Below are 19942 nucleotides of genomic sequence, written 5' to 3'. Positions count from 1 at the left end.
GACCCGATGGGATTGATCGTACTCAGGTGGCGTCTGCGTCGAAGGGCGGACGTTCGGGCTGAATGGGCTTTTCCGGCTTCTTGAGCAGGTCGGGAATGGTGGAAGCGCCGTTCGCGGACGACCCGATCGCAGCGGAGCCATTCGTGGAGACGGGCGTCGCGGAGGCGCCCGCCTCGGACACGCTCTCGCGACCGTGCACCGCGTCCGCGACCTCGTTCATCTCCTTGCGGAGGTCGAAGCTGCTGCGGATCTCCTTCAGCCCCAGATCGTCGTTGTCCATCAGCTGCTTGCGGACGAACGTCTTGGGGTTGAGGTCCTCGAACTCGAAGTCCTTGAACTCGGGGCCCAGCTCGGAGCGGATGTCCTCCTTGGCGCTCTCGGAGAACGCGCGGACCTTTCTTATGAAGCCGGAGACATCCTGGATGACCTTGGGCAGCTTCTCGGGACCGAAGACCATCACCGCGAGAACCACGATCGCGATCACCTCAAGGGCGCCAATGTCATTGAACACGTGCTGCTCCTCGGGTGGATCGGAGGTCGGGCGAGGTCCGGGCCGCTCCACGGTACCTGCCCGAACTGTCCGGGCGGTACCTTCCGGTGGCCGTCAGGTGCCGTCCGCGGAGCCGAGCGTCAACTTCATGGTCCGCTCTTTACCTCCGCGGTCCAGAGTCAGCTCCAGCTGGTCGCCGGGACGGTGGGCGCGGATCTTGACGATCAGCTCCTCACCGCTGTGCACCCGCTGGCCGTTCACCTCCGTGATGACGTCCCCCGGCTTGATACCGGCCTTGGCGCCGGGGCCGCCCGCGGTCACCCCGGGACCGCCGTCGGCGCCCTTGTCGCCGACCTTGGCGCCGTCGCCCGCGTACTCCATGTCGAGGCTGACGCCGATCACCGGGTGCGTGGCCTTCCCGGTGTTGATCAGCTCCTCGGCGACGCGCTTGCCCTGGTTGATCGGTATCGCGAAGCCGAGGCCGATCGAGCCCGACTGGCCGCCGGTGAGGCCGGTACCGCTGTCCGCGGCGCGGATCGCGCTGTTGATGCCGATGACCCGGGCGCGGGTGTCCACCAGCGGGCCGCCGGAGTTGCCGGGGTTGATCGGGGCGTCCGTCTGAAGCGCGTCGACGTAGCTGACATCGCTGCCGTCGCCCTTCTCACCGCCCGCGGTGATGGGGCGCTGCTTGGCGCTGATGATCCCGGAGGTCACCGTGTTGGAGAGATCGAAGGGGGCGCCGATGGCCACCACCGGATCGCCGACCTGGACGCTGTCGGAGTTGCCCAGCGGCAGCGGCTTGAGCCCGGAGACGCCGGTGACCTTGACGACGGCCAGGTCGTAGCCGCTGTCCTTGCCGACGAGCTTCGCCCTGGCCGTCTGGCCGCCGCTGAACGTGACCGATATCTCGCCGGAGGAGGAGGCCGGCTGGACGACATGGTTGTTCGTCAGGATGTGGCCCTGCCGGTCGAGGACGAAGCCCGTGCCGGTGCCCTGCTCGTCGCTGCCGCTGACATGCAGGGTGACGACGCTGGGCAGCGCCCTGGCGGCGATGCCCGCGACGCTGTCGGGCGCGCGCCCGCCCGCTTCCGCGTCGGCCTGCGGGAGTTCGACGCTGGTGAAGCCGCCATTGCGTTCGATGTACGCGCCGACCGCGCCGCCGAGAACACAGGCGGCGAGGGCCAGCGCCCCGGCGGCGACGAGCCCGGCCCGCCGGCCGCGCCGCTTGCGCGGCTCGCCGTACTGGGTCAGGGGGTGCTGCCCCGGCGCGTTCCAGGGGTCGTAACGGTGCCACTGCGAGGACTCGGGACCGCCGGGCGCCTGGGCGTGTGCCTGGGGGGCCGGCGGGGGCAGCGGCTGGGACAGGTGCTGCGGCCCCGGGATCGGCTGGTGGTGGGGCGCGTGCGGCTGCGGGTGCGGCTGCCGCGGGATCTGGACCCGCGGCGCGGCGGGCGCGGGCGGCGGCAGCGGCGTGCCGTGCGCGGGGGTGGGGCGCTGTACGGGCGGAGCGAGCGCCCAGGGGCCGGGCTCGCCGTAGGGCGGCGTGCTGTAGGCGTCGGGCTCGTGCAGCGGCCGTGGACGCTCCGGAGCCGCGTCGACGGGTACGGGAGCCACGGGAGCCGGGGCGGCGTCGGGAGGCACGGGAACGGCGTCAGCGGGCGCCGGGGCCGCGTCGGCGGGCCCAGGAGCCGGGGTGGCGGGCGCCGGACCCGGTTCGGCGGGTACGGGGCCGGGGTCGGCGGGTACGGGGCCGGGGTCGGCGGGTACGGGGCCGGGGTCGGCGGGTACGGGGGCCGGGCCGGCCACCACCGACGGCCCGTCAGCGATGGGCGGCGACTGCGCCGGCATCTCGTCGCTCCGGGCCGGCGGCACCCCGGACCCCTGCGGTACCGCGCCCTCGTCCGGGGGACGGCTCCACCACTTCGCCGTGGGTCCGGTCGGCTTCCCGTCGTCCATGCTCTCCCCGCAACTGCCGTTCCGCGCCCCGATGGGCACCCTGCCAAGGATTCAACCAGGTTTACGTTTTTCCGCGCAGGGGGCCGCCGGGCGGACAGGACTTTGCGACTTTCAGGACCGGGCCTGGCGAGAAAGGCCCTAGCGCCGGGCGGAGAGCGGCGCGCCGGGCAGCGTCGGGGCGGCCAGCTGGGTCGGGTTGGGCGTGGCCGTGGGGCTGACCCCCGACGCCTCGTCGATCTGGAGGGCCGAGCCCGTGGGCCGGATCAGCAGCGCCGGCGACGGACTCACCAGGGCACCCGGCGAGAACGGGCGTTCCGAGAGCGTCTGCGTCTGGAACATGCCGGGAGGGACCGGGCGGTCGCCGGACCGCGACAGCGCCGCGCTGCCGCCGCCCTGGCGCCGGGAGGACTCGCCGCCGACGGCGGACGGACCCGCGGTGCCGGGGGCCCGCATGGGAGTCACGTTGTTGCCCGCGCCGCCCCGGGGCAGCGCGTCCGCGGCCGTACCGAGCGGCATCGTCCCGCCGAGGGCCATCGCGGCGAACGACACCGCGCTGGCGGCGGCGAAGGCGAACCGCTTGCCGCGCCACGGCGACCGTTCGGCCTCCTGGCGTCCGACCTCATGGATCCGGAAGCCGGAGCCGCTGGGCAGTACCGCGGCATGGGCGGCCGCCGGGACATAACCGAAGCCGTCGGTGCGGACGCCGAAAACGCCCTCACCAAAGCGCCCCCCGTCGAAGAGCCCTTTTCCGTTGTCGTCATCACCGCCCCCGGATCCGGGAAGGCCGCCCGGCAGCCCCTGAAGTCGGGCGAGCAGACCGGCGGAGGGCGGCGGCGGAGCCGACTGGGCGAACACACTCTTCAGCCGGCGCTGGGCGTCGGCCTCCGCCTTGCACTTGGCACAGGTGGCGAGATGGGCCAGCACGCGCTCGCGCGCGTCATGGTCCAGCTCCCCGTCCACCAAGGCGGCGAGTCTGTCCCCCAGATGCTGCTCGGCGGGGGTGGGGCTCGTGCCACTCACGCCGCTCCGCCCTCCCCGGCCACGCTCACGAAGGCGCGCTGCTCGGCCCTTGCCTCGGGGGAACGGTGCTGGAGGGCCTTGCGCAGATGCGAGCGGCCCCGGTGGATCCGGCTGCGTACGGTGCCGAGCTTCACGCCGAGCGTGGCCGCGATCTCCTCGTACGAGAGCCCCTCGATGTCGCAGAGCACGACGGCTGCGCGGAATTCGGGCGCGAGGGTGTCCAGCGCCTGCTGGACGTCCGCGTCGAAGTGCGTGTCGTGGAAGACCTGCTGCGGCGACGGCTCACGGCTGGGCAGCCGCTCCGCCGCGTCGTCACCGAGCGCGTCGAACCGGATCCGCTGCTTGCGGCGGACCATGTCGAGGAAGAGGTTGGTGGTGATGCGGTGCAGCCAGCCCTCGAACGTGCCGGGGGTGTAGGTCGACAGCGAGCGGAAGACTCTGACGAAGACTTCCTGGGTCAGGTCCTCGGCGTCGTGCTGGTTGCCCGTGAGGCGGTAGGCGAGGCGGTAGACACGTCCGCTGTGCGTGCTGACGATCTCCTCCCAGCTGGGAGGCGTCCACGCCTGCGATTCCGCATCCGATGCGAAGGTCGCGGTAACTGCGGAGTCGGTGGAGCGAGAACGGTCAGCAGCGGTGTTGGTCACGGATTTCGGCTTGCCGGCCGACCTGAGAAAGCGCGTCAGCACTCCTCCCCGATCCACAGGCTCAGCCGCACCTCCCCTATCGGCTCTGGTGGTGTCCAGTGGAGCCCCTACCATAGCCACTCCGCCCGTTAGCTCCGGATAAGAATCTTTACGTGAAATTAGGCCCGGTCGCAGGTCTTGATCCGGGTGTTCCCCGCTTCTTCTTAACGCCCGGTCCCATCTGCGGGTTCCCGGGCGCAGCGGATACAGTCACCGTTGCGCCGCCAACGGGGACAAGGAGAGGGTCATTACCGCCAACCGGCAGACGAGCTGGGCGTTCGCCGACGCCTTTGTCGCCGAGGACGAAGCACTGCGCTGGGCCCGGGACCGGGCCCGGGAGACAGGGCTCCGCTCGGTGTCACCAGGCACCGGCGCCGCGCTGCGTCTGCTCGCTGCCACCCTGGACGCGAAGGCGGTCGCCGAGATCGGCACCGGCACCGGCGTCTCGGGTACGTATCTGCTCCAGGGCATGCGGCCGGACGGCGTCCTGACCACGGTCGACACCGAGCCCGAGCGCCAGCAGTTCGCCCGGCAGGCCTTCCGGGCCGCGGGTTTCGCGGGGAACCGCGCGCGGTTCATCCCCGGCGGCGCCCTGGACGTTCTGCCCCGGCTCGCGGACGGCGGCTACGACCTCGTCTTCTGTGACGGCGACCGGCTGGAGTGTCTCGACTATCTCGCTGAATCGTTGCGGCTGCTGCGCCCCGGTGGCCTGGTCTGTTTCGAAGGCGTCTTCGCGGGCGGCCGGACGGTGGACTCGGCGGCCCAGCCCGCGGAGGTGCTGAGGCTGCGGGAGCTGCTGCGGACCGTACGGGAGAGCCAGGAGCTCCAGTCGACGCTGCTGCCGGTGGGCGACGGGCTGCTCTGCGCGATGCGCCGCGGCTGAGGGCCCGGAGCGCGGCCGGAGTCCTGTGAACAGAGCTCTGCCCCGGCACGGACCTGTCCGTACCGGGGCAGAGTTCTGTCTGTCCAGAGGTGTCCGAACACCCCGGAGACTGTGAGCGCTCCGCTCAGCCGACGACCTTCTTCAGAGCGTCGCCGAGCGCATCCGCCTCGTCCGGAGTCAGCTCGACGACAAGCCGACCGCCGCCTTCGAGCGGAACGCGCATGACGATGCCCCGCCCCTCCTTGGTCACCTCGAGCGGGCCGTCGCCCGTTCGCGGCTTCATGGCCGCCATGCTCGTTCCCCTTCCTGAAACCAGCTCATCGCAGCCGGCGGCCCCATGACAGGCGCTGTGTCACCGGCATCGAACACATTGCTTCCAGCCCATTATCCCGCATGGCGGGACCCGATGACCAACATCGGACGGCATCGCTTGCGCAACGCGCTCTCGCAAAACCCCTCAATTCGGCGATCCGCCTGCGATACTTCGCCGCCCCACCCTCCACCGGGGCCCGACTTTCTTAGACGCAGGTCACATGCCCGGCGCCGACGATCTCCGCCATGCTGGGGCCGGACAGGACCCGCCCGAGCCGCGAAGGGGACCGATCATGGCCGACACCGTGCTGTACGAGGTGCACGACGGACTCGCAACGATCACGATCAACCGGCCGGAGGCCATGAACGCGATGAACATCGCGGCCAAGGTCGCGCTCCGGGACGCGCTGCTGGCGTCCGCCGCCGATCCGGCCGTACGGGGAGTGCTGCTGACCGCCTCGGGCGACCGGGCGTTCTGCGTCGGGCAGGACCTCAAGGAGCACACCGCGCTGCTCGAAGCGGACCGGGCGGCGGGCACCGGCGACACGATGAGTACCGTGCGCGAGCACTACAACCCGATCCTGCGGGCGATCACCGAGATGCCCAAGCCGGTGGTGGCCGGTGTCAACGGGGTCGCGGCGGGCGCGGGCCTCGGGTTCGCCCTCGCGGCGGACTACCGGGTGGTGGCGGACACGGCCGCGTTCAACACGTCCTTCGCGGGGGTCGCGCTGACCGCGGACTCCGGGGTCTCCTGGACGCTGCCGCGGCTGGTGGGCCGGAGCCGGGCGACGGATCTGCTGCTGTTCCCGCGGTCGGTGCCGGCCCGTGAGGCGCAGGAGTGGGGTCTGGTGAACCGGCTGGTGCCCGCCGTCGACCTGGCCGCCGAGTCCGCCGCCGTGGCCCGCGCCCTGGCCTCGGGGCCGACGCTCGCGTACGCGGCGATCAAGGAGTCCCTGGCGTACGGAGCGGGGCACTCGCTGGCCGAGACGCTGGAGCGGGAGGACGGACTCCAGTCCCGGGCGGGCGCGTCGGAGGACCACGCCATCGCGGTGCGCGCGTTCCTGGCGAAGGAGAAACCGCGGTACGTCGGACGGTAGGCGGCCGGGCGGCAGTGGCGGGACGTCAGCGGCCGGGCGCCTGTAGTCCTGCCCGGCCGGTGAACGTGCCCTGCCTCCTCAGCCCGGCCTCCTCGGCCCGGCCTCCTCAGCCCCGCGCCGCGCCCACGCTCGCGACGCTGTCCCGTACGAAGCAGTCCGCCAGATGATCGTTCACCAGACCGCACGCCTGCATCAGGGCATAGGCGGTGGTGGGGCCGACGAAGCGGATGCCCGCCTTCTTGAGGGCCTTGGCGAGCGCCGTGGACTCGTCGGTGACCGCCGGTACGTCGGCGTTCGTACGGGGGGCCGGGCGCTTCGCCGCGTCCGGTGCGTACGACCAGATCAGCGTGTCCAGCTCGCCCGCGGACCAGCCGGCGAGGACACGGGCGTTGGCCAGCGTGGCATCGACCTTGGCGCGGTTGCGGATGATGCCGGGGTCGGCGAGGAGCCGCTCCCTGTCCGCGTCGGTGAACTCCGCCACCGACGCGATCTTGAACGAGCCGAAGGCGTCGCGGAAGGTCTCGCGCCTGCGCAGGATCGTGATCCAGGACAGCCCGGACTGGAACGCCTCCAGGCTCAGCCGCTCGAAGAGGGCGTCGTCGCCATGGACCGGGCGGCCCCACTCGGAATCGTGGTACGCGACGTAGTCCTCGGCCGACAGGCCCCAGGGGCAGCGCGGCTTCCCGTCAAGACCCGTCACCACCGAGCCGTCACTCACCGGCCGGTCTCCTCTCCGGGCTCGTCGAAGAGGTCTCCGGGGCCGCCGAAACGGTCTCCGGGCTTCTTGAAGAGGTCGGGCGAGGAGACGGCGGTGGCCTGGACCCCGGCGAGCGCCGACTCCAGCTCCGCGATCCGCGCGTCCCGCTCCGCCAGCTCCGCGCCGAGCCGGCCGAGCACCTCGTCCACCTCCGCCATCCGGTAGCCGCGCATCCCGACCGGCAGCCGCAGCGCCTCGACGTCGGCACGGCCGACCGGGCGGGTCAGCGGCAGGGGATCCACCAGCCGCTCCGGAGCGGCCTCCGGCAGGAGCTCGCGGTCGCCGCCGCCGACGACCGCGAGCGTGACCGCGGCGACGACCACGACCATCGCGATGAGCAAGAACAAGAACACGAGCTTCTCCCGGGGCAGGAAAACGTCCGGTGCCGATCGTGCCATGCCCTACTGACAGCCGGGGCCGTCCGCTCCGGGCGGCGAGAGGCCCTGAGGGCGTGTCTTCAACGTCCCGCCTGCCCGGCGACGCCCGGCACGCACGCTCGCGGCGCTGTCGGGATCACCCCAGTACGTCCAGTACTGGGGCGACCCCCCGCCTTGCGATCGCACACACCGGACGCCGCCGGGCCCGCCCTTCGGACGGACGGCGCTACTTTTTGAGGACACGCCCTAAGGTCGCAGGCGGACGAACACGAGGAGGAATCAGGGGATGCACAGCGGGACTCTGCGGCTGGGACGCCGGGAATTCGACGCGCGCGAGCCGGTGATCATGGCGATCGTCAACCGGACCCCGGACTCCTTCTACGACCAGGGCGCGACCTTCCGCGACGAGCCCGCCCTCGACCGGGTGGAGCGTGCCGTGTCCGAAGGGGCCGCCATCATCGACATCGGCGGGGTGAAGGCGGGGCCCGGCGAGGAGGTCACGGCCGAGGAGGAGGCCCGCCGTACGGTCGGCTTCGTCGCCGAGGTGCGCCGCCGTCATCCGGAAGTGGTCATCAGCGTCGACACCTGGCGGCACGACGTCGGCGAGGCGGTCTGCGAGGCGGGCGCGGATGTGCTCAATGACGCGTGGGGCGGGGTGGACCCCCGGCTGGCCGAGGTCGCCGCGCGGTACGACGTGGGTCTGGTCTGTACGCACGCGGGCGGGGCGGAGCCCAGGACCCGGCCGCACCGGATCGCGTACGACGACGTGATGGCGGACATCCTGCGGGTGACGCTCGGGCTGGCCGAGCGCGCCCTGGAACTGGGCGTCCACCGGGACCGGATCATGATCGACCCCGGCCATGACTTCGGCAAGAACACCCGGCACTCCCTCGAAGCGACCCGCAGGCTGGGCGAGATGGCGGAGACGGGCTGGCCGGTGCTGGTCTCCCTCTCCAACAAGGACTTCGTCGGCGAGACGCTCGACAAGCCGGTCAAGGAGCGGCTGACCGGCACCCTGGCGACGACCGCCGTCTCGGCGTGGCTCGGGGCCCGGGTCTACCGCGTCCACGAGGTCGCGGAGACGAAGCAGGTCCTGGACATGGTGGCGGCCATCGCGGGCCACCGTCCCCCCGCGGTGGCGCGCCGGGGTCTGGCCTGACCCGTCCGTCCGGAGGGCCGGCCCGGACCGTCCGTCCCGGTGATGACCGGAGGTTCCCGCGTAGCTCTCCCGACGGACTCCAGAACCCATACGCCGCCGGATTCGCCGTGCCCGTCCCCCGCCGTAGCTTCGTGATCAAGGCAGCAGATGATCAGGAGGCCACGGGAGCATGTACGGCAAGGCGTTCGCACCCGAATACCAGGGCGAGTTGAGGTCGGCGCTGGGGGTGAATTCCTCGTACGAGGAGGTACTGGCCACGGCGGGCGCGCTGCGGCGTACGGCCGCCACCCCGCTGGAGGAGGCGCGCGCCTCGCTCGCCGTGGCCGAGGCCAGCCGGCGGCTCGGCAGGGTGGCGGAGGCGGGCGGGGCCTGGCGTGAGAGCTATCGCAGCGCGCGGCGGGCGGGTGAGCCGGGCGCCATGGCGTGGGCCCTGTGGAGCGGCGGCACCCTGGCCAGGCAGTGCGGCGCGCTCCCGCTGGCGCGCCGGCTGCTGGCCCACGCGTCGGATCTCGCGGCCGGCGGCGGCGACCGGATCGCGCGCGGCTACTGTCTGGCGGGCCTCGCCGAGACCGGCCGTATCCAGGGCGACTACGAGGCCGTGGCCGGTCTGCACGAGGAGCTTCTCGCGGAGGCCAGGGCCCACGGCGAGGCCCGGCACATCGTCTGGGCGCTGTCCGGTATCGCGCAGATGCGCCGCAACACCGGTGAGCTGAACGCGGCCCTGGAGATGTTCGAGGAGTCGGTACGGATAGCCGCCGACGCGGACGACGCCCGGGGCCGTGCCTGGTCCCTGCGCGGTGTCGCGGACATCCTCTCCGCCCAGGGCCACACCGGACGGGCCCTGACGCTGCTGTCCGAGGCGGAGGCGATCTGCCGCCGCATGGATCTGGCGAGCGCCCTGGCCTACAACCACAAGATGCGCGGCAATGTCCTCTACCGGGCGGCGCGGTACGCGAGCGCGCGGCGGACGTACGCGCGTGCGCTGGCGGAGTTCCGGGCGATCGACGAACGGCGGGGCGCCGTGCTGTCCCGGCTGGGTCTGGTCAAGTCCCGGCATTCCCTGGGCCGTCCGCGGGCGCTGACGCTGCGCGACCTCGACGGTCTGGAGCGCGAGGTGGCGCGGATCGGGCTGCTGCACGCCGGAAAGATGGTCAGTGCTTTCCGGTCGCAGCTGTCGGCGGTCCCCCAGGTCAGTTGCGCGTCTCCTTCGTGACGAGCGCGACCGCCTCGTCCACGTCGTCCGTGACGTGGAAGAGCAGCAGATCCTTCTCGGACGCCTTGCCCTGGGCCACGACGGTGTCCCGCAGCCAGTCGACGAGACCGCCCCAGTACGCCGTGCCGAACAGGACGATCGGGAAGCGGGTGACCTTGCGCGTCTGGACCAGCGTGAGCGCCTCGAACAGTTCGTCCAGCGTGCCGAGCCCGCCCGGCAGGACCACGAAGCCCTGCGCGTACTTGACGAACATCGTCTTGCGGACGAAGAAGTAGCGGAAGTTCACGCCGATGTCGACATGGGGGTTGAGCCCCTGCTCGAAGGGCAGCTCGATGCCGAGTCCGACGGAGACGCCCTGGGCCTCGCGCGCGCCCCGGTTCGCCGCCTCCATGGCGCCGGGCCCGCCGCCGGTGATCACCGCGAATCCGGCGTCGACCAGCGCGCCGCCGATCCGGATGCCCGCCTCGTACTCGGCGGAGCCCGCCGGGGTGCGCGCGGAGCCGAAGACGCTGATGGCGCTGGGCAGTTCGGCGAGGGCGCCGAAGCCCTCCACGAACTCCGACTGGATACGCATCACCCGCCAGGGGTCGGTGTGCACCCACTCCGAGTCGCCCTCGGTGTCCAGCAGCCGCTGATCGGTCGTGCCCGCCTGCACCTGTCCCCGGCGGCGGATCACCGGTCCGAGCCGCTGTTCCTCCGGCTTCCGCTCTCCGTCAGGCATGCCCATGAGCTGCTCCCTCCGCTGCTGTGCGTTTGTTCTGGGCAAGGGTAGGTCCACGCACGTGACAAACGACAAAATTCCGGCAGTCGATCAGGCCCTCACTCGGTGAGGGCTCCGCAGGGACCGGGTGGTCCGCCGCGGCGGCGGCTGATGGCACCGCGGCGTCGCGGGCCCGCGAAGGTCGGCCGGACAGCCCTCAGCTGCCCGCGGTCACGGCCTTGAGCGCGTCCACTGCCTCCCGCAACAGCACGGACAGCTCGCGCTCCTCGTCCGCCGCGATCCAACGATGGAAGCCGACTTTGAAGAGGGCGATCCCCGCCTCGGCGGCGAGGCTCGCCTCCGGTTCCGCGACGCCGTGCCGGCGGAGGGTGTCGGCGAGCGCGGTCGAGGTCGAGGCGAGCTTGATCAGGTCGCGTTCCTGGAGCTCGGGGTTCGACATGATCACAGCCTGGCGCGCGCGTGCGAAGTCGCGTTGGCCGGCGAGCATCTCGGCGATCGCGTCGAGACCCGCGGCCAGAGCGTCGATCGGCGCGCCGGACGTGAGGGCCCCGGAGACCGTCCCCACGAACCGGTCCTGGAACTCGGCGGCGGTGACGAACAGCACCTCGCGCTTGTCGGCGTAGTGATTGAAGAAGGTCCGCTCCGTGAGCCCGGCGCGTTTGGCGATCTCCGCCACGGTTGTCTGCTCGTATCCGCGCTCGCCGTAGAGGTCCAGCGCCGCTGTCGCCAGGCGCCCGCGTGCGTTCGGCTCCCATCTGCCCATGAGCGGATCCTACGTGATTACAGCTACTGCAATCAGATGTTACGGTCGATTGCAGTCGCTGCAATCAAGTGTTGGGGTTCCTCATGCGCATCTTCGTGACCGGCGCGTCCGGCTTCATCGGCTCCGCCGTCGTACCCGAACTCATCGGCGCGGGGCACCAGGTCGTCGGGCTCGCCCGCTCCGACGCCTCCGCCGGCGCGCTCACCGCCGCCGGAGTCGAGATCGTCCGCGGCACCCTCGACGACCTGGAGGTCCTGCGGGACACGGCCGCCGCGTCGGACGGGGTGATCCACCTCGCCTTCAACGGCGAGCGCGCGTTCACCGGCGATTACCGGGGCGCCGCGGATGCCGATCGCCGCGTCGTCGACACCTTCGGCGACGCGCTCGCCACCACCGATCGCCCCCTCGTCCTCGCGAGCGGCTTCATCGGCTTCCCCCCGGGGCGCGCGGTGACCGAGCGGGACGCGCCCACCCTCGACGGCTCGCCGTATGTGATCCGGTCGGCCACCGCCCAGGCCGCGCTCGCGTTCGCCTCGCGCGGCGTCCGCTCGTCGGTCGTGCGGGTCTCTCCGACCGTCCACGGCGAGGGGGACTACGGCTGGGTGCCGCACCTGGTCGCCACCGCCCGCGCCAGGAACGTTTCCGCCTACGTCGGCGACGGCGCCAACCGCTGGCCGGCGGTCCACCGCCTCGACATCGCACGGCTGTTCCGCCTGGCCGTCGAGAAGGCGCCCGCCGGATCGGCGCTGCACGGCGTCGCGGAGGAGGGCGTCGCGCTCCGCGAGATCGCCGAGGTGATCGGCCGCCATCTCGACGTACCGGTGACCTCCGTGTCCCCCGAGGCCGCGGAGGAGCACTTCGCCTGGCTGAGCCCCTTCATGAGCCTCGACGTCCCGGTGTCGAACGCCCTGACCCGCGAACTCCTCGACTGGCGGCCCACCCGCCCCGATCTGCTCGAAGACCTCGCCAGGGGCCACTACTTCCACGCCCCCGCGACCGCCTGACCAGCCCCGAGGACACCACCCGCCCGGCACGCGCCGCCTACCCGATTCAGGAGATGCCAGAGATGAGGACCGTCATGGTGACCGCCCCCGGAAGGGTCGAGGTCGTCGAGACCGAGGAGCCGCGGACCATGGGATATCCCACGGAGATTTTCGAGGTCACCGACGCGATTATCGAGTTCCAGGACAAATACGCCGCCACTATCAGCGATGTGATTCCCGTCGCCGAGGTGAAACGTGGCCTGGAACTCGCGGGTACTCCGGCAGCGACCGACAAGGTCGTCATCACCTTCGACTGAGTCGCCGACACCGCAACGCCAGGAAGGGCCCGGCGGCCGGCCGCGTTTTCAGTTATCACACCGCGGAATTCGCGGAAGTGACAGTCGCGGGCCTGCTCACCGCTCACATCGGGCACGGCACCGATCAGATCGAGGTCGGCTGACCTCCTCCCCCGCCGCACCACCGCTGCAGCCGGCCGAAGACCCGGCTTTCCGCCGACTCGGCGGAGACCGCGCCTCAGCGGCGCGCCACACACACAAAGATCATCAGGAGGAACAGCGATGAACAGGCAGTGGATCTACACAGCGGCGCCGGAAGGCACGCTGACGACGGACATCTTCGAGCTGCGGAAGACCGACGTCCCCGAGCCGGGCCCCGGCGAGGTCCTGCTTCACAACCGGTACTTCAACATCATGCCGGGCAACCGGGCCTATATGCATGCCAACCCCATATTCGGGGCGAGCGGGCTCCAGGCGGGAAGGCCGATGATGAGCACCGCCGTGGGCGAGGTCGTCCGTTCCGACGATCCGGCCTTCGCACCCGGAGATGTGGTGCAGGCGATGTCGGCGTGGCAGGACTACGTGGCCATGCCTGCCCGGAACCTCTTCAAGCGTGACGGCGCCCATTCCGTGGAGCACTACATCGGCCTGCTGGGCCAGTCGGGCCACACGGCCTACTTCGGACTCCTCCACGCCGGCCGGCCGCGCGCCGGCGAGACGCTGCTGGTCTCCGCGGCGGCGGGCGGCGTCGGATCCACGGTCGTGCAGCTCGGCAAGATCTCGGGCTGCCGCGTGGTCGGCATCGCGGGGGGACCTGAGAAGTGCGCGTGGCTGGAGCAGGAGGTCGGGGCGGACGCGACCGTCGACTACAAGGCCGGCGACCTGGCCGAGCAGTTGCGGCGGACCTGCCCCGAGGGCGTCGACCTGTTCTTCGACAACACGGGCGGACCCGTGCTGGAAGCCGCGCTGGACGCCATGAAGCAGGGGGGCCGCATCGTGCTCTGCGGCAACACGGCTCAGTACGACAGCGACAAGCCGATGACCGGCCCCAAGGGAGTGCCGCTCACTCTGATCCTGAAGGACCTCACCATGAAGGGGTTCGCCGTCGGCACCTACGGGGACCGGTTCGGCGAAGCCGATCGCGATTACTCGTCCTGGCTCGAAGACGGCCGGATCAAGCCTCTCTACCACGTCATCGAGGGGCTGGAGCAGGCACCGGACGCGCTCGTCGGTGTCCTGGGCGGCGCGAACCGCGGGATGGCCATGGTCCGCGTCTGAGGTCCATGGCCCGACCCGCCGGGTGTCCCGTGTCCCGTGTCCCGTGTCCCGTCTCATCGGCCTCGCGCTTGCGGACGCCCGCCGGGACGTGCGGGCAGACCGACCGCCGCGGGCTCCGGCCCGGTGCCCGTCAGCCGGTCAGCCCGTCAGCCGGTCAGCCGGTCAGCCAGTCGCGGAGACGGTTCTCGCAGTGGGTGATCCGCTCGACGGCCACACGCTCGTCGCGCTTGTGGGCGAGCAGCGGGTTCCCGGGGCCGTAGTTGACCGCGGGCACCCCGAGCGCGCCGAAGCGCGACACATCCGTCCAGCCGAACTTGGGCCGTGCGGTACCGCCGACGGCGGCCATGAACGCGGCGGCGGCGGGGTGCGAGAGCCCCGGCAGGGCCGCCCCCGAGTGGTCGTCCACGGTGAACTCCGTCACCCCGCAGTCCGCGAAGACCTCGTGGACATGGGCGAGTGCCTCCTTCTCGCCGCGGTCGGGTGCGTAGCGGTAGTTCACGACGACCGTGCACGCGTCCGGGATGACGTTGTTGGCGACGCCCGCCTCGATCCGTACGGCGTTGAGGCCCTCGCGGTACTCCAGCCCGTCGATGACCGGCCGGCGCGGCTCGTACGCGGCGAGCCGCGCCAGGATCGGCGCGGCGGCGTGAATGGCGTTGGACCCCATCCAGCCGCGCGCGGAGTGTGCCCGCTCGCCCGTCGTATGGAGGAAGACCCGGAGCGTGCCCTGACAGCCGCCCTCCACCTCGCCGTCGGAGGGCTCCAGCAGGACCGCGAAGTCACCCTCCAGCCAGTCCGGATGGGCCTCGGCCACATGCCCGAGACCGTTGAGATCCGCGGCGACCTCCTCGTTGTCGTAGAAGACGAAGGTGAGGTCGCGGTTGGGATCGGGGACGGTCGCCGCGATCCGCAGCTGTACGGCGACGCCCGACTTCATGTCGCTCGTACCGCATCCCCAGAGCACTCCGTCGTCGTCCAGCCGGGAGGGCACGTTGTCGGCGACCGGGACGGTGTCGATATGTCCCGCGAGCACGATCCGCTCGCCGCGCCCCAGCCGTGTCCTGGCCACCACGTTGTTGCCGTAGCGGTCGACGGTGAGATGCGGCAGTGTCCGCAGCGCCTCCTCGATCGCGTCGGCGAGCGGCTTCTCCTCCCCGCTGACCGACGGGAAGTCGACCAGGCGAGCGGTGAGCGCCGGGCCGTCGAGAGTGAGGTCGAGCACGTTCTCAGACATGGTTTTGACCTTACCCGGCAGCGTCGCGAGGCCCGGCCCCGCGCCGACGGCCGGGACCCCGGCGTCGGCGCCGTCCGCCCTCGGCCTCTCCAGTACGGTGGCCTCGTGCCCGAGACCGCCTCTCCCCTCCGTCGCGGCCGCCGCCCCCGTATCGGGGCCGCCCTCGTCGTGCTGCTGGCCCTGGCCGCGTACGTGGTGGTCCAGTACGTGAGCGGGGGCGGTGGCCCCCCGCGCTGTCTCGTGCGTGCCACGGACGCGTCGGGCGGTGACAGCCCCACGTACGAGATGACCCCGGAGCAGGCCGAGAACGCCGCGACGATCTCGGCGGTGGGCACCACGCGGGGACTGCCCGAGCGCGCCGTCACGATCGCGCTCGCCACCGCCCTCCAGGAGTCGGCGCTGCGCAATCTGGACCACGGCGACCGCGACTCGCTCGGTCTGTTCCAGCAGCGCCCTTCCACGGGCTGGGGCACCGAGGCGCAGATCCAGGATCCGGTCTACGCGGCGGGCGAGTTCTACGACCATCTCGTCAAGGTCCCGGGCTACTCGCGGCTGCCGCTGACCGAGGCGGCCCAGCGCGTCCAGCGCAGCGGTTTCCCGCAGGCGTACGCGAAGCACGAGCCGGACGCCACGCTGCTGGCCGCGGCCCTCACCGGCCGCTCCGCCGCCACGCTGACCTGTACGGCGCCGACCGGCACCGAGCCAGGGGACCCGGCGAAGGTACGGGCCGCGCTGGTGCGGGACTTCGGGGCCGAGGTGCTGCCGGGCGCCGACGCGGGCACCGCGGGCCGGGCGGGAGCCTCGGGCACGGCCGCGGAGGTGTCCGTACCGGTACCGGCCACGACCGGGGGCTCGGAGAGCGGCGGCTCCTCGTCGCTGCGCGGCTGGGAGCTGGCGCACTGGGCCGTGGCGCGGTCCACCGCCCTGCGGATCGACGAGGTGCGCTACGCGGGCCGGGTGTGGAGCGCGAAGAACACGCGCACGGCCAACCAGGGCTGGCAGCGGATCCGCGCCTCGGAACAGAAAAGCGCGGATTCACGTCTGGCGGAAGTTCGAATTCGCACTGCGCAGTAGTACGGCGGCGTCACCCGAACGGGCGAGTCCGCGTCGGCACTCATCGCATTTCTTCCGATGATTATGCCGCGCGCCCATGATCCCTCACTTCCCTGGGAGAACCCTTGGGAACAAAGGGAAGGAACGGTTCAGCAGGCTCGCACCCACGGGGCCGTTTGCCCGTTTTTATCCGTGCCCGATAATGCGACGGATTACCAACTCTTTACCCTCGCCCGCCGCAACCTCCGCCGCCCTTTGAGGGGTTGTCACTACGTCCGATCGACGGACAAGCACTGTTTCTCTCCCTTCAAAGGAGCATCATGTCCCTCCCCCTGACCCGTCGGATCGCCCGTGCCGCCCTGCTCGTCGCCGCGGGCGCGGCCCCGGTGATCGGTGCGGCCGGAGCGGCGAACGCGGCCGCCCTCCCGCAGACCACCGACCTGGGTGCGGTGAGCGCGCTGGACGGCGCCGCCCTGGGTGACACCGTCGACGGCGGCGCCCGGACGGCGACCGGCGTGGTGGGCGACGCGGGCAGCAAGGCCGTCAAGAAGGGCGTCCCCGCCGCGGGCGCGGCCGTCGGCACGGTCGGCAAGACCGCGGCGCCCGCCGCGCAGAAGACGGCCGGGACCGCCGCGGGCAGCGCCGGGCAGCTCCTGGGCGACACCGCGACGTCCGCCGCCTCCGCCGCCTCCGCCACCGAGGGCGCCGCGCCGGCCGGCGCGCTCGGTGGCGGCCTGCCGACCGGCAAGCTCCCGGTGTCGCTGCCGCTCGGCTGACACCCGGCGACGCGTGCGTGCCGCGGGCGCGCACGCGTCGCGGCACACACGAGGGGGCCGGGAAGCAGTCGCTTCCCGGCCCCCTCGTGCGTCACGCGCGTGCGGTGCGGACCTCAGCCCAGCCGCTTGACCGCCGCCTCGACGCGCTCGTCGGTGGCCGTCAGCGCCACCCGTACGTGCCGCTCCCCGGCGGGACCGTAGAAGTCGCCGGGCGCGACCAGAATGCCCAGCTCCGCGAGGTGCGCCACGGTGTCCCAGCACGGCTCGTCCCGGGTCGACCACAGGTAGAGGCTCGCCTCGCTGTGGTCGATACGGAAGCCGTGCGCCTCCAGGGCGGCGCGCAGCGCGGCGCGGCGGGCCGCGTACCGCTCCCGCTGTTCCCGTACGTGCGTGTCGTCGCCGAGCGCCGCGACCGTCGCCGCCTGCACCGGCGCAGGGGTCATCATCCCGCCGTGCTTGCGGATCTTCAGCAGCTCACCCAGGACGGCCTCGTCGCCCGCCAGGAAGGCCGCGCGGTAGCCGGCCAGGTTGGAGCGCTTGGAGAGCGAGTGGACGGCGACGATCCCTTCGTACGAACCACCGCAGACGTCCGGGTGCAGCACCGATACGGGCTCGGCCTCCCAGCCCAGCTCCAGGTAGCACTCGTCGCTGAACAGCAGCACGCCGTGCTCGCGCGCCCAGGCGACGATCCGGGTCAGCTCGTCCGGCGCCAGGACGGCTCCGGTCGGGTTCGACGGCGAGTTGAGCCAGAGGAGCTTCAGACCGGCGGGGTCGAGGTCGGTCCCCGCGGCGTCAGCCGCGAATGTCCGCGTGTCGTACGGAACGGGCTCGGCGCCGCAGAGCCGTGCGCCCACCTCGTACGTCGGGTACGCGAGCCGCGGGAAGGCGACGCGGTCGCCCGCGCCGAGGCCGAGCTGCGTCGGCAGCCAGGCCACCAGTTCCTTGGAGCCGACCACCGGCAGCACGTGCGCGTGCGTCACGCCGCGCGCCCCGAGCCGCCGCTCCACCCATCCGGTCAGCGCGTCCCGCAGCGCGGCCGTCCCCCACACCGTCGGATAGCCGGGCGAGTCGGCGGCCTCGACCAGGGCCCGCTGGATCAGCGCGGGGACGGGGTCGACGGGCGTCCCGACGGACAGGTCCACGATCCCGTCCGGATGGGCCGCGGCCGTGGCCTTGTAGGGCTCCAGCTTGTCCCAGGGAAAGACGGGAAGACGCGAAGAGACTGCGGACACGTGCTCACTCTTTCTCGTACGAATGCGCTCGTACGGATGCTCTCGTACGGTGCTCGTTCCCCCGGTGAGGACTCGCGGGCGAAACACCGCGGTCCCGTACGGCGGCGGGCCGTACGGGACCGGGGGGCGCGCTGTCAGCCGTTCTGGGGCGGCAGCGCGGCGATGAAGGGATGGTCCCGCTCGATCAGACCGAGCTTGGAAGCGCCACCGGGCGAACCGAGCTCGTCGAAGAACTCGACGTTCGCCTTGTAGTAGTCCTTCCACTCCTCCGGGGTGTCGTCCTCGTAGAAGATGGCCTCGACCGGGCAGACCGGCTCACAGGCTCCACAGTCGACGCATTCGTCCGGGTGGATGTACAAGGACCGGGAGCCCTCGTAGATGCAGTCGACCGGGCACTCCTCGATGCACGCCTTGTCCTTGACGTCGACACAAGGCTGCGCGATGACGTAGGTCACGCTGTCGTTCCTCCTCGATAGGGCGCGGCGGGCCGATCTGCGGCTCCGTCCACAGGCGCGCGGGAGCGCGGCGTCGTCGATGCCCGCATCTAGTATCTCCGTTCTCGGGCGCGATCCGAACAGGAGGGGCGTACAGAGCTGTGGAATTCACTGCGGGCGGACGGCTTGAGGTTCGTCTGACACGGGCTGACGTGGGCAAACGTGTATCAGTCAGACAGTTGACCGGCAGCGGGGCCGGCGGCGAGAAGTTCACGGACACGGTGGGCGTTCTCACATCCTGGGACGGAGATGTGCTGCTGATCACACGCAGGACCGGCGAGAGCGTCCGTGTGCCCGAGGCCGCCCTGGTCGCGGGCAAGGTGGTGCCGGCGGCCCCGGCCAGACGACGGGGGCCCTCGGCGTCCTTCGAGGAGCTGGCCGGGGTCTGCGCCCGGTCCTGGCAGCCGGTGGAGAGCGAACCACTCGGAGAGTGGCGGCTCAGAGCGGCCTCCGGCTTCACGCGGCGGGCCAATTCCGTGCTGCCCCTCGGGGACCCCGGCGTGGAGCTGGACGAGGCGCTGACGCGCGTACGACGGTGGTACGAGGAGCGGGGACTGCCCCCGTACGTACAGGCCGCGACCGGCGCGGAGGGCACCCAGGAACGGTTGTGCGCGGAGCTGGAGCGGCGCGGCTGGCGGTCGGAGGGGACGGCGGAGGTACGGATCGCCGCGCTCGCGCCGCTCGGGGACCGGGACGCCGACGTTTCCCGGGTCGTGCTCACTCGTGGCGTCGACGAGATGTGGCTCCGGCGCTACCAGCGGTCTGGTGTGCCCGGACCACATGTGCTCCACGTACTGAACAGCGGGCCTTCGGTGTGGTTCGCCACCGTGCCCGGAGAGCCCGGAGAGCCCGGAGAGCCCAGCGAAAACGGAGACCCCAGCGGCGACGGGGAGCCCGGCGTGCCTGCGGCGATCGGCCGGTGCGTGGTGGACGGGCGCTGGGCGGGGTTCATGGCGGTGGAGGTCGACCCCGCCCGCCGCCGCCAGGGCCTGGCCACCGCCGTGATGACCGCGCTCGCCCGGCGCGCCCTGGAGGAGGGCGCGTCCGCCGCCTGGCTCCAGGTCGAGTCGGACAATGAGGGCGCGCGGGCGCTGTACGACGCGATGGGCTTCGCCGTCCACCACCGCTACCACCACTTCCGATCGCCCTGAGCGGGTACGAGGCC

21 protein-coding genes and 1 pseudogene are annotated in these 19942 nt (G+C 71.8%); 10 read left to right on the top strand and 12 right to left on the bottom strand.

All coding sequences use genetic code 11. The features are described 5' to 3' along the window. Nucleotides 1-22: 22 nt before the first annotated feature. The 4 genes from ACZ7LS_RS07615 to sigE form a co-directional block, all read right to left on the bottom strand. Complete coding sequence (locus tag ACZ7LS_RS07615) at nt 23-511, bottom strand: sec-independent translocase (RefSeq protein ID WP_382530781.1); 489 nt, start codon at nt 509-511, stop codon at nt 23-25. 93 nt (nt 512-604) lie between these two features. Beyond that, complete coding sequence (locus tag ACZ7LS_RS07610; protein ID WP_385137299.1) at nt 605-2446, bottom strand: S1C family serine protease; 1842 nt, start codon at nt 2444-2446, stop codon at nt 605-607. Nucleotides 2447-2584: 138 nt separating this feature from the next. Next, nucleotides 2585-3466 (bottom strand): anti-sigma factor family protein, encoded by an 882-nt coding sequence (locus ACZ7LS_RS07605; RefSeq protein WP_382530785.1) that lies wholly within the window; start codon nt 3464-3466, stop codon nt 2585-2587. Next, the gene (sigE, locus tag ACZ7LS_RS07600; protein WP_382676211.1) at nt 3463-4224 is read right to left on the bottom strand and encodes an RNA polymerase sigma factor SigE; all 762 of its coding nucleotides are present in this window, start codon (nt 4222-4224) and stop codon (nt 3463-3465) included. Before sigE ends, ACZ7LS_RS07605 begins: the two co-directional genes overlap by 4 nt. 141 nt (nt 4225-4365) lie before the next feature. On the opposite strand from sigE, the pseudogene ACZ7LS_RS07595 reads away from it, so the two are divergent. Further along, a pseudogene (locus tag ACZ7LS_RS07595) lies at nt 4366-5032 on the top strand (O-methyltransferase). 124 nt (nt 5033-5156) lie between these two features. Here the strand turns inward: ACZ7LS_RS07595 and ACZ7LS_RS07590 are convergent. Continuing rightward, entirely contained in the window at nt 5157-5324 is a 168-nt protein-coding gene (locus tag ACZ7LS_RS07590) for a DUF3117 domain-containing protein (protein WP_003966491.1), read from the bottom strand. A gap of 313 nt (nt 5325-5637) precedes the next feature. Here ACZ7LS_RS07590 and chcB point away from each other — a divergent pair, with 313 nt between their 5' ends. Beyond that, a complete protein-coding gene (gene chcB, locus ACZ7LS_RS07585) occupies nt 5638-6441 on the top strand; it encodes a 2-cyclohexenylcarbonyl CoA isomerase (RefSeq protein WP_385137297.1) in 804 nt (267 codons plus the stop codon). 106 nt (nt 6442-6547) lie between these two features. Here the strand turns inward: chcB and ACZ7LS_RS07580 are convergent, their stop codons facing one another. Then, the gene (locus ACZ7LS_RS07580) at nt 6548-7159 is read right to left on the bottom strand and encodes a DNA-3-methyladenine glycosylase I (protein ID WP_385137296.1); all 612 of its coding nucleotides are present in this window, start codon (nt 7157-7159) and stop codon (nt 6548-6550) included. Then, nucleotides 7156-7596, bottom strand: coding sequence for a DivIVA domain-containing protein (locus ACZ7LS_RS07575; RefSeq protein ID WP_382530792.1), 441 nt, complete (start codon nt 7594-7596; stop codon nt 7156-7158). The genes ACZ7LS_RS07580 and ACZ7LS_RS07575 overlap by 4 nt, the downstream gene beginning before the upstream one ends. A 265-nt stretch (nt 7597-7861) precedes the next feature. Here ACZ7LS_RS07575 and folP point away from each other — a divergent pair, with 265 nt between their 5' ends. Together folP and ACZ7LS_RS07565 are read left to right on the top strand one after the other, a co-directional pair. Further along, nucleotides 7862-8734 carry a dihydropteroate synthase gene (folP, locus tag ACZ7LS_RS07570; protein ID WP_382530794.1) on the top strand — a complete coding sequence of 291 codons (873 nt, stop codon included), beginning with the start codon at nt 7862-7864 and terminating at the stop codon, nt 8732-8734. Nucleotides 8735-8903: 169 nt separating this feature from the next. Beyond that, entirely contained in the window at nt 8904-9947 is a 1044-nt protein-coding gene (locus tag ACZ7LS_RS07565) for a tetratricopeptide repeat protein (RefSeq protein WP_385137294.1), read from the top strand. Here ACZ7LS_RS07565 and ACZ7LS_RS07560 read toward each other — a convergent pair. Then, complete coding sequence (locus tag ACZ7LS_RS07560; protein ID WP_249947955.1) at nt 9925-10674, bottom strand: LOG family protein; 750 nt, start codon at nt 10672-10674, stop codon at nt 9925-9927. The genes ACZ7LS_RS07565 and ACZ7LS_RS07560 overlap by 23 nt on opposite strands. Nucleotides 10675-10864: 190 nt before the next feature. Then, nucleotides 10865-11431 (bottom strand): TetR/AcrR family transcriptional regulator, encoded by a 567-nt coding sequence (locus ACZ7LS_RS07555; RefSeq protein WP_382676197.1) that lies wholly within the window; start codon nt 11429-11431, stop codon nt 10865-10867. An 83-nt stretch (nt 11432-11514) separates the two neighbouring features. Between ACZ7LS_RS07555 and ACZ7LS_RS07550 the strand changes: the two genes are divergently transcribed. The 3 genes from ACZ7LS_RS07550 (at nt 11515) to ACZ7LS_RS07540 (ending at nt 13988) form a co-directional block, all read left to right on the top strand. Next, a complete protein-coding gene (locus ACZ7LS_RS07550) occupies nt 11515-12435 on the top strand; it encodes an SDR family oxidoreductase (RefSeq protein WP_382530800.1) in 921 nt (306 codons plus the stop codon). Nucleotides 12436-12497: 62 nt separating this feature from the next. Further along, a complete protein-coding gene (locus ACZ7LS_RS07545; protein ID WP_385137292.1) occupies nt 12498-12731 on the top strand; it encodes a hypothetical protein in 234 nt (77 codons plus the stop codon). 261 nt (nt 12732-12992) lie between these two features. Continuing rightward, nucleotides 12993-13988, top strand: a complete 996-nt coding sequence (locus tag ACZ7LS_RS07540; protein ID WP_382530808.1) for an NADP-dependent oxidoreductase — start codon at nt 12993-12995, stop codon at nt 13986-13988. 154 nt (nt 13989-14142) lie between these two features. Here ACZ7LS_RS07540 and dapE read toward each other — a convergent pair whose 3' ends face one another. Next, on the bottom strand, nt 14143-15222 hold the full coding sequence (dapE, locus tag ACZ7LS_RS07535; protein ID WP_385137290.1) for a succinyl-diaminopimelate desuccinylase: 1080 nt from the start codon (nt 15220-15222) through the stop codon (nt 14143-14145). Nucleotides 15223-15327: 105 nt separating this feature from the next. Between dapE and ACZ7LS_RS07530 the strand changes: the two genes are divergently transcribed. Further along, a complete protein-coding gene (locus ACZ7LS_RS07530) occupies nt 15328-16296 on the top strand; it encodes a hypothetical protein (RefSeq protein WP_385137288.1) in 969 nt (322 codons plus the stop codon). Between the two features lie 299 nt (nt 16297-16595). Next, nucleotides 16596-17051 (top strand): ATP-binding protein, encoded by a 456-nt coding sequence (locus tag ACZ7LS_RS07525; protein ID WP_382676187.1) that lies wholly within the window; start codon nt 16596-16598, stop codon nt 17049-17051. 113 nt (nt 17052-17164) lie between these two features. Here the strand turns inward: ACZ7LS_RS07525 and dapC are convergent, their stop codons facing one another. Further along, nucleotides 17165-18283, bottom strand: a complete 1119-nt coding sequence (gene dapC, locus ACZ7LS_RS07520; protein WP_382528492.1) for a succinyldiaminopimelate transaminase — start codon at nt 18281-18283, stop codon at nt 17165-17167. A gap of 134 nt (nt 18284-18417) precedes the next feature. Then, nucleotides 18418-18738, bottom strand: a complete 321-nt coding sequence (gene fdxA, locus ACZ7LS_RS07515) for a ferredoxin (protein WP_003985062.1) — start codon at nt 18736-18738, stop codon at nt 18418-18420. Between the two features lie 140 nt (nt 18739-18878). Here fdxA and ACZ7LS_RS07510 point away from each other — a divergent pair, with 140 nt between their 5' ends. After that, nucleotides 18879-19928 carry a GNAT family N-acetyltransferase gene (locus tag ACZ7LS_RS07510; RefSeq protein WP_385135119.1) on the top strand — a complete coding sequence of 350 codons (1050 nt, stop codon included), beginning with the start codon at nt 18879-18881 and terminating at the stop codon, nt 19926-19928. The last annotated feature ends 14 nt before the right edge of the window (nt 19929-19942 follow it).

Source organism: Streptomyces sp. NPDC039430 (assembly GCF_055639435.1).
The sequence above is the reverse complement of the archived record's forward strand: the minus strand, read 5'-3'. Positions and strand labels throughout refer to the sequence as shown.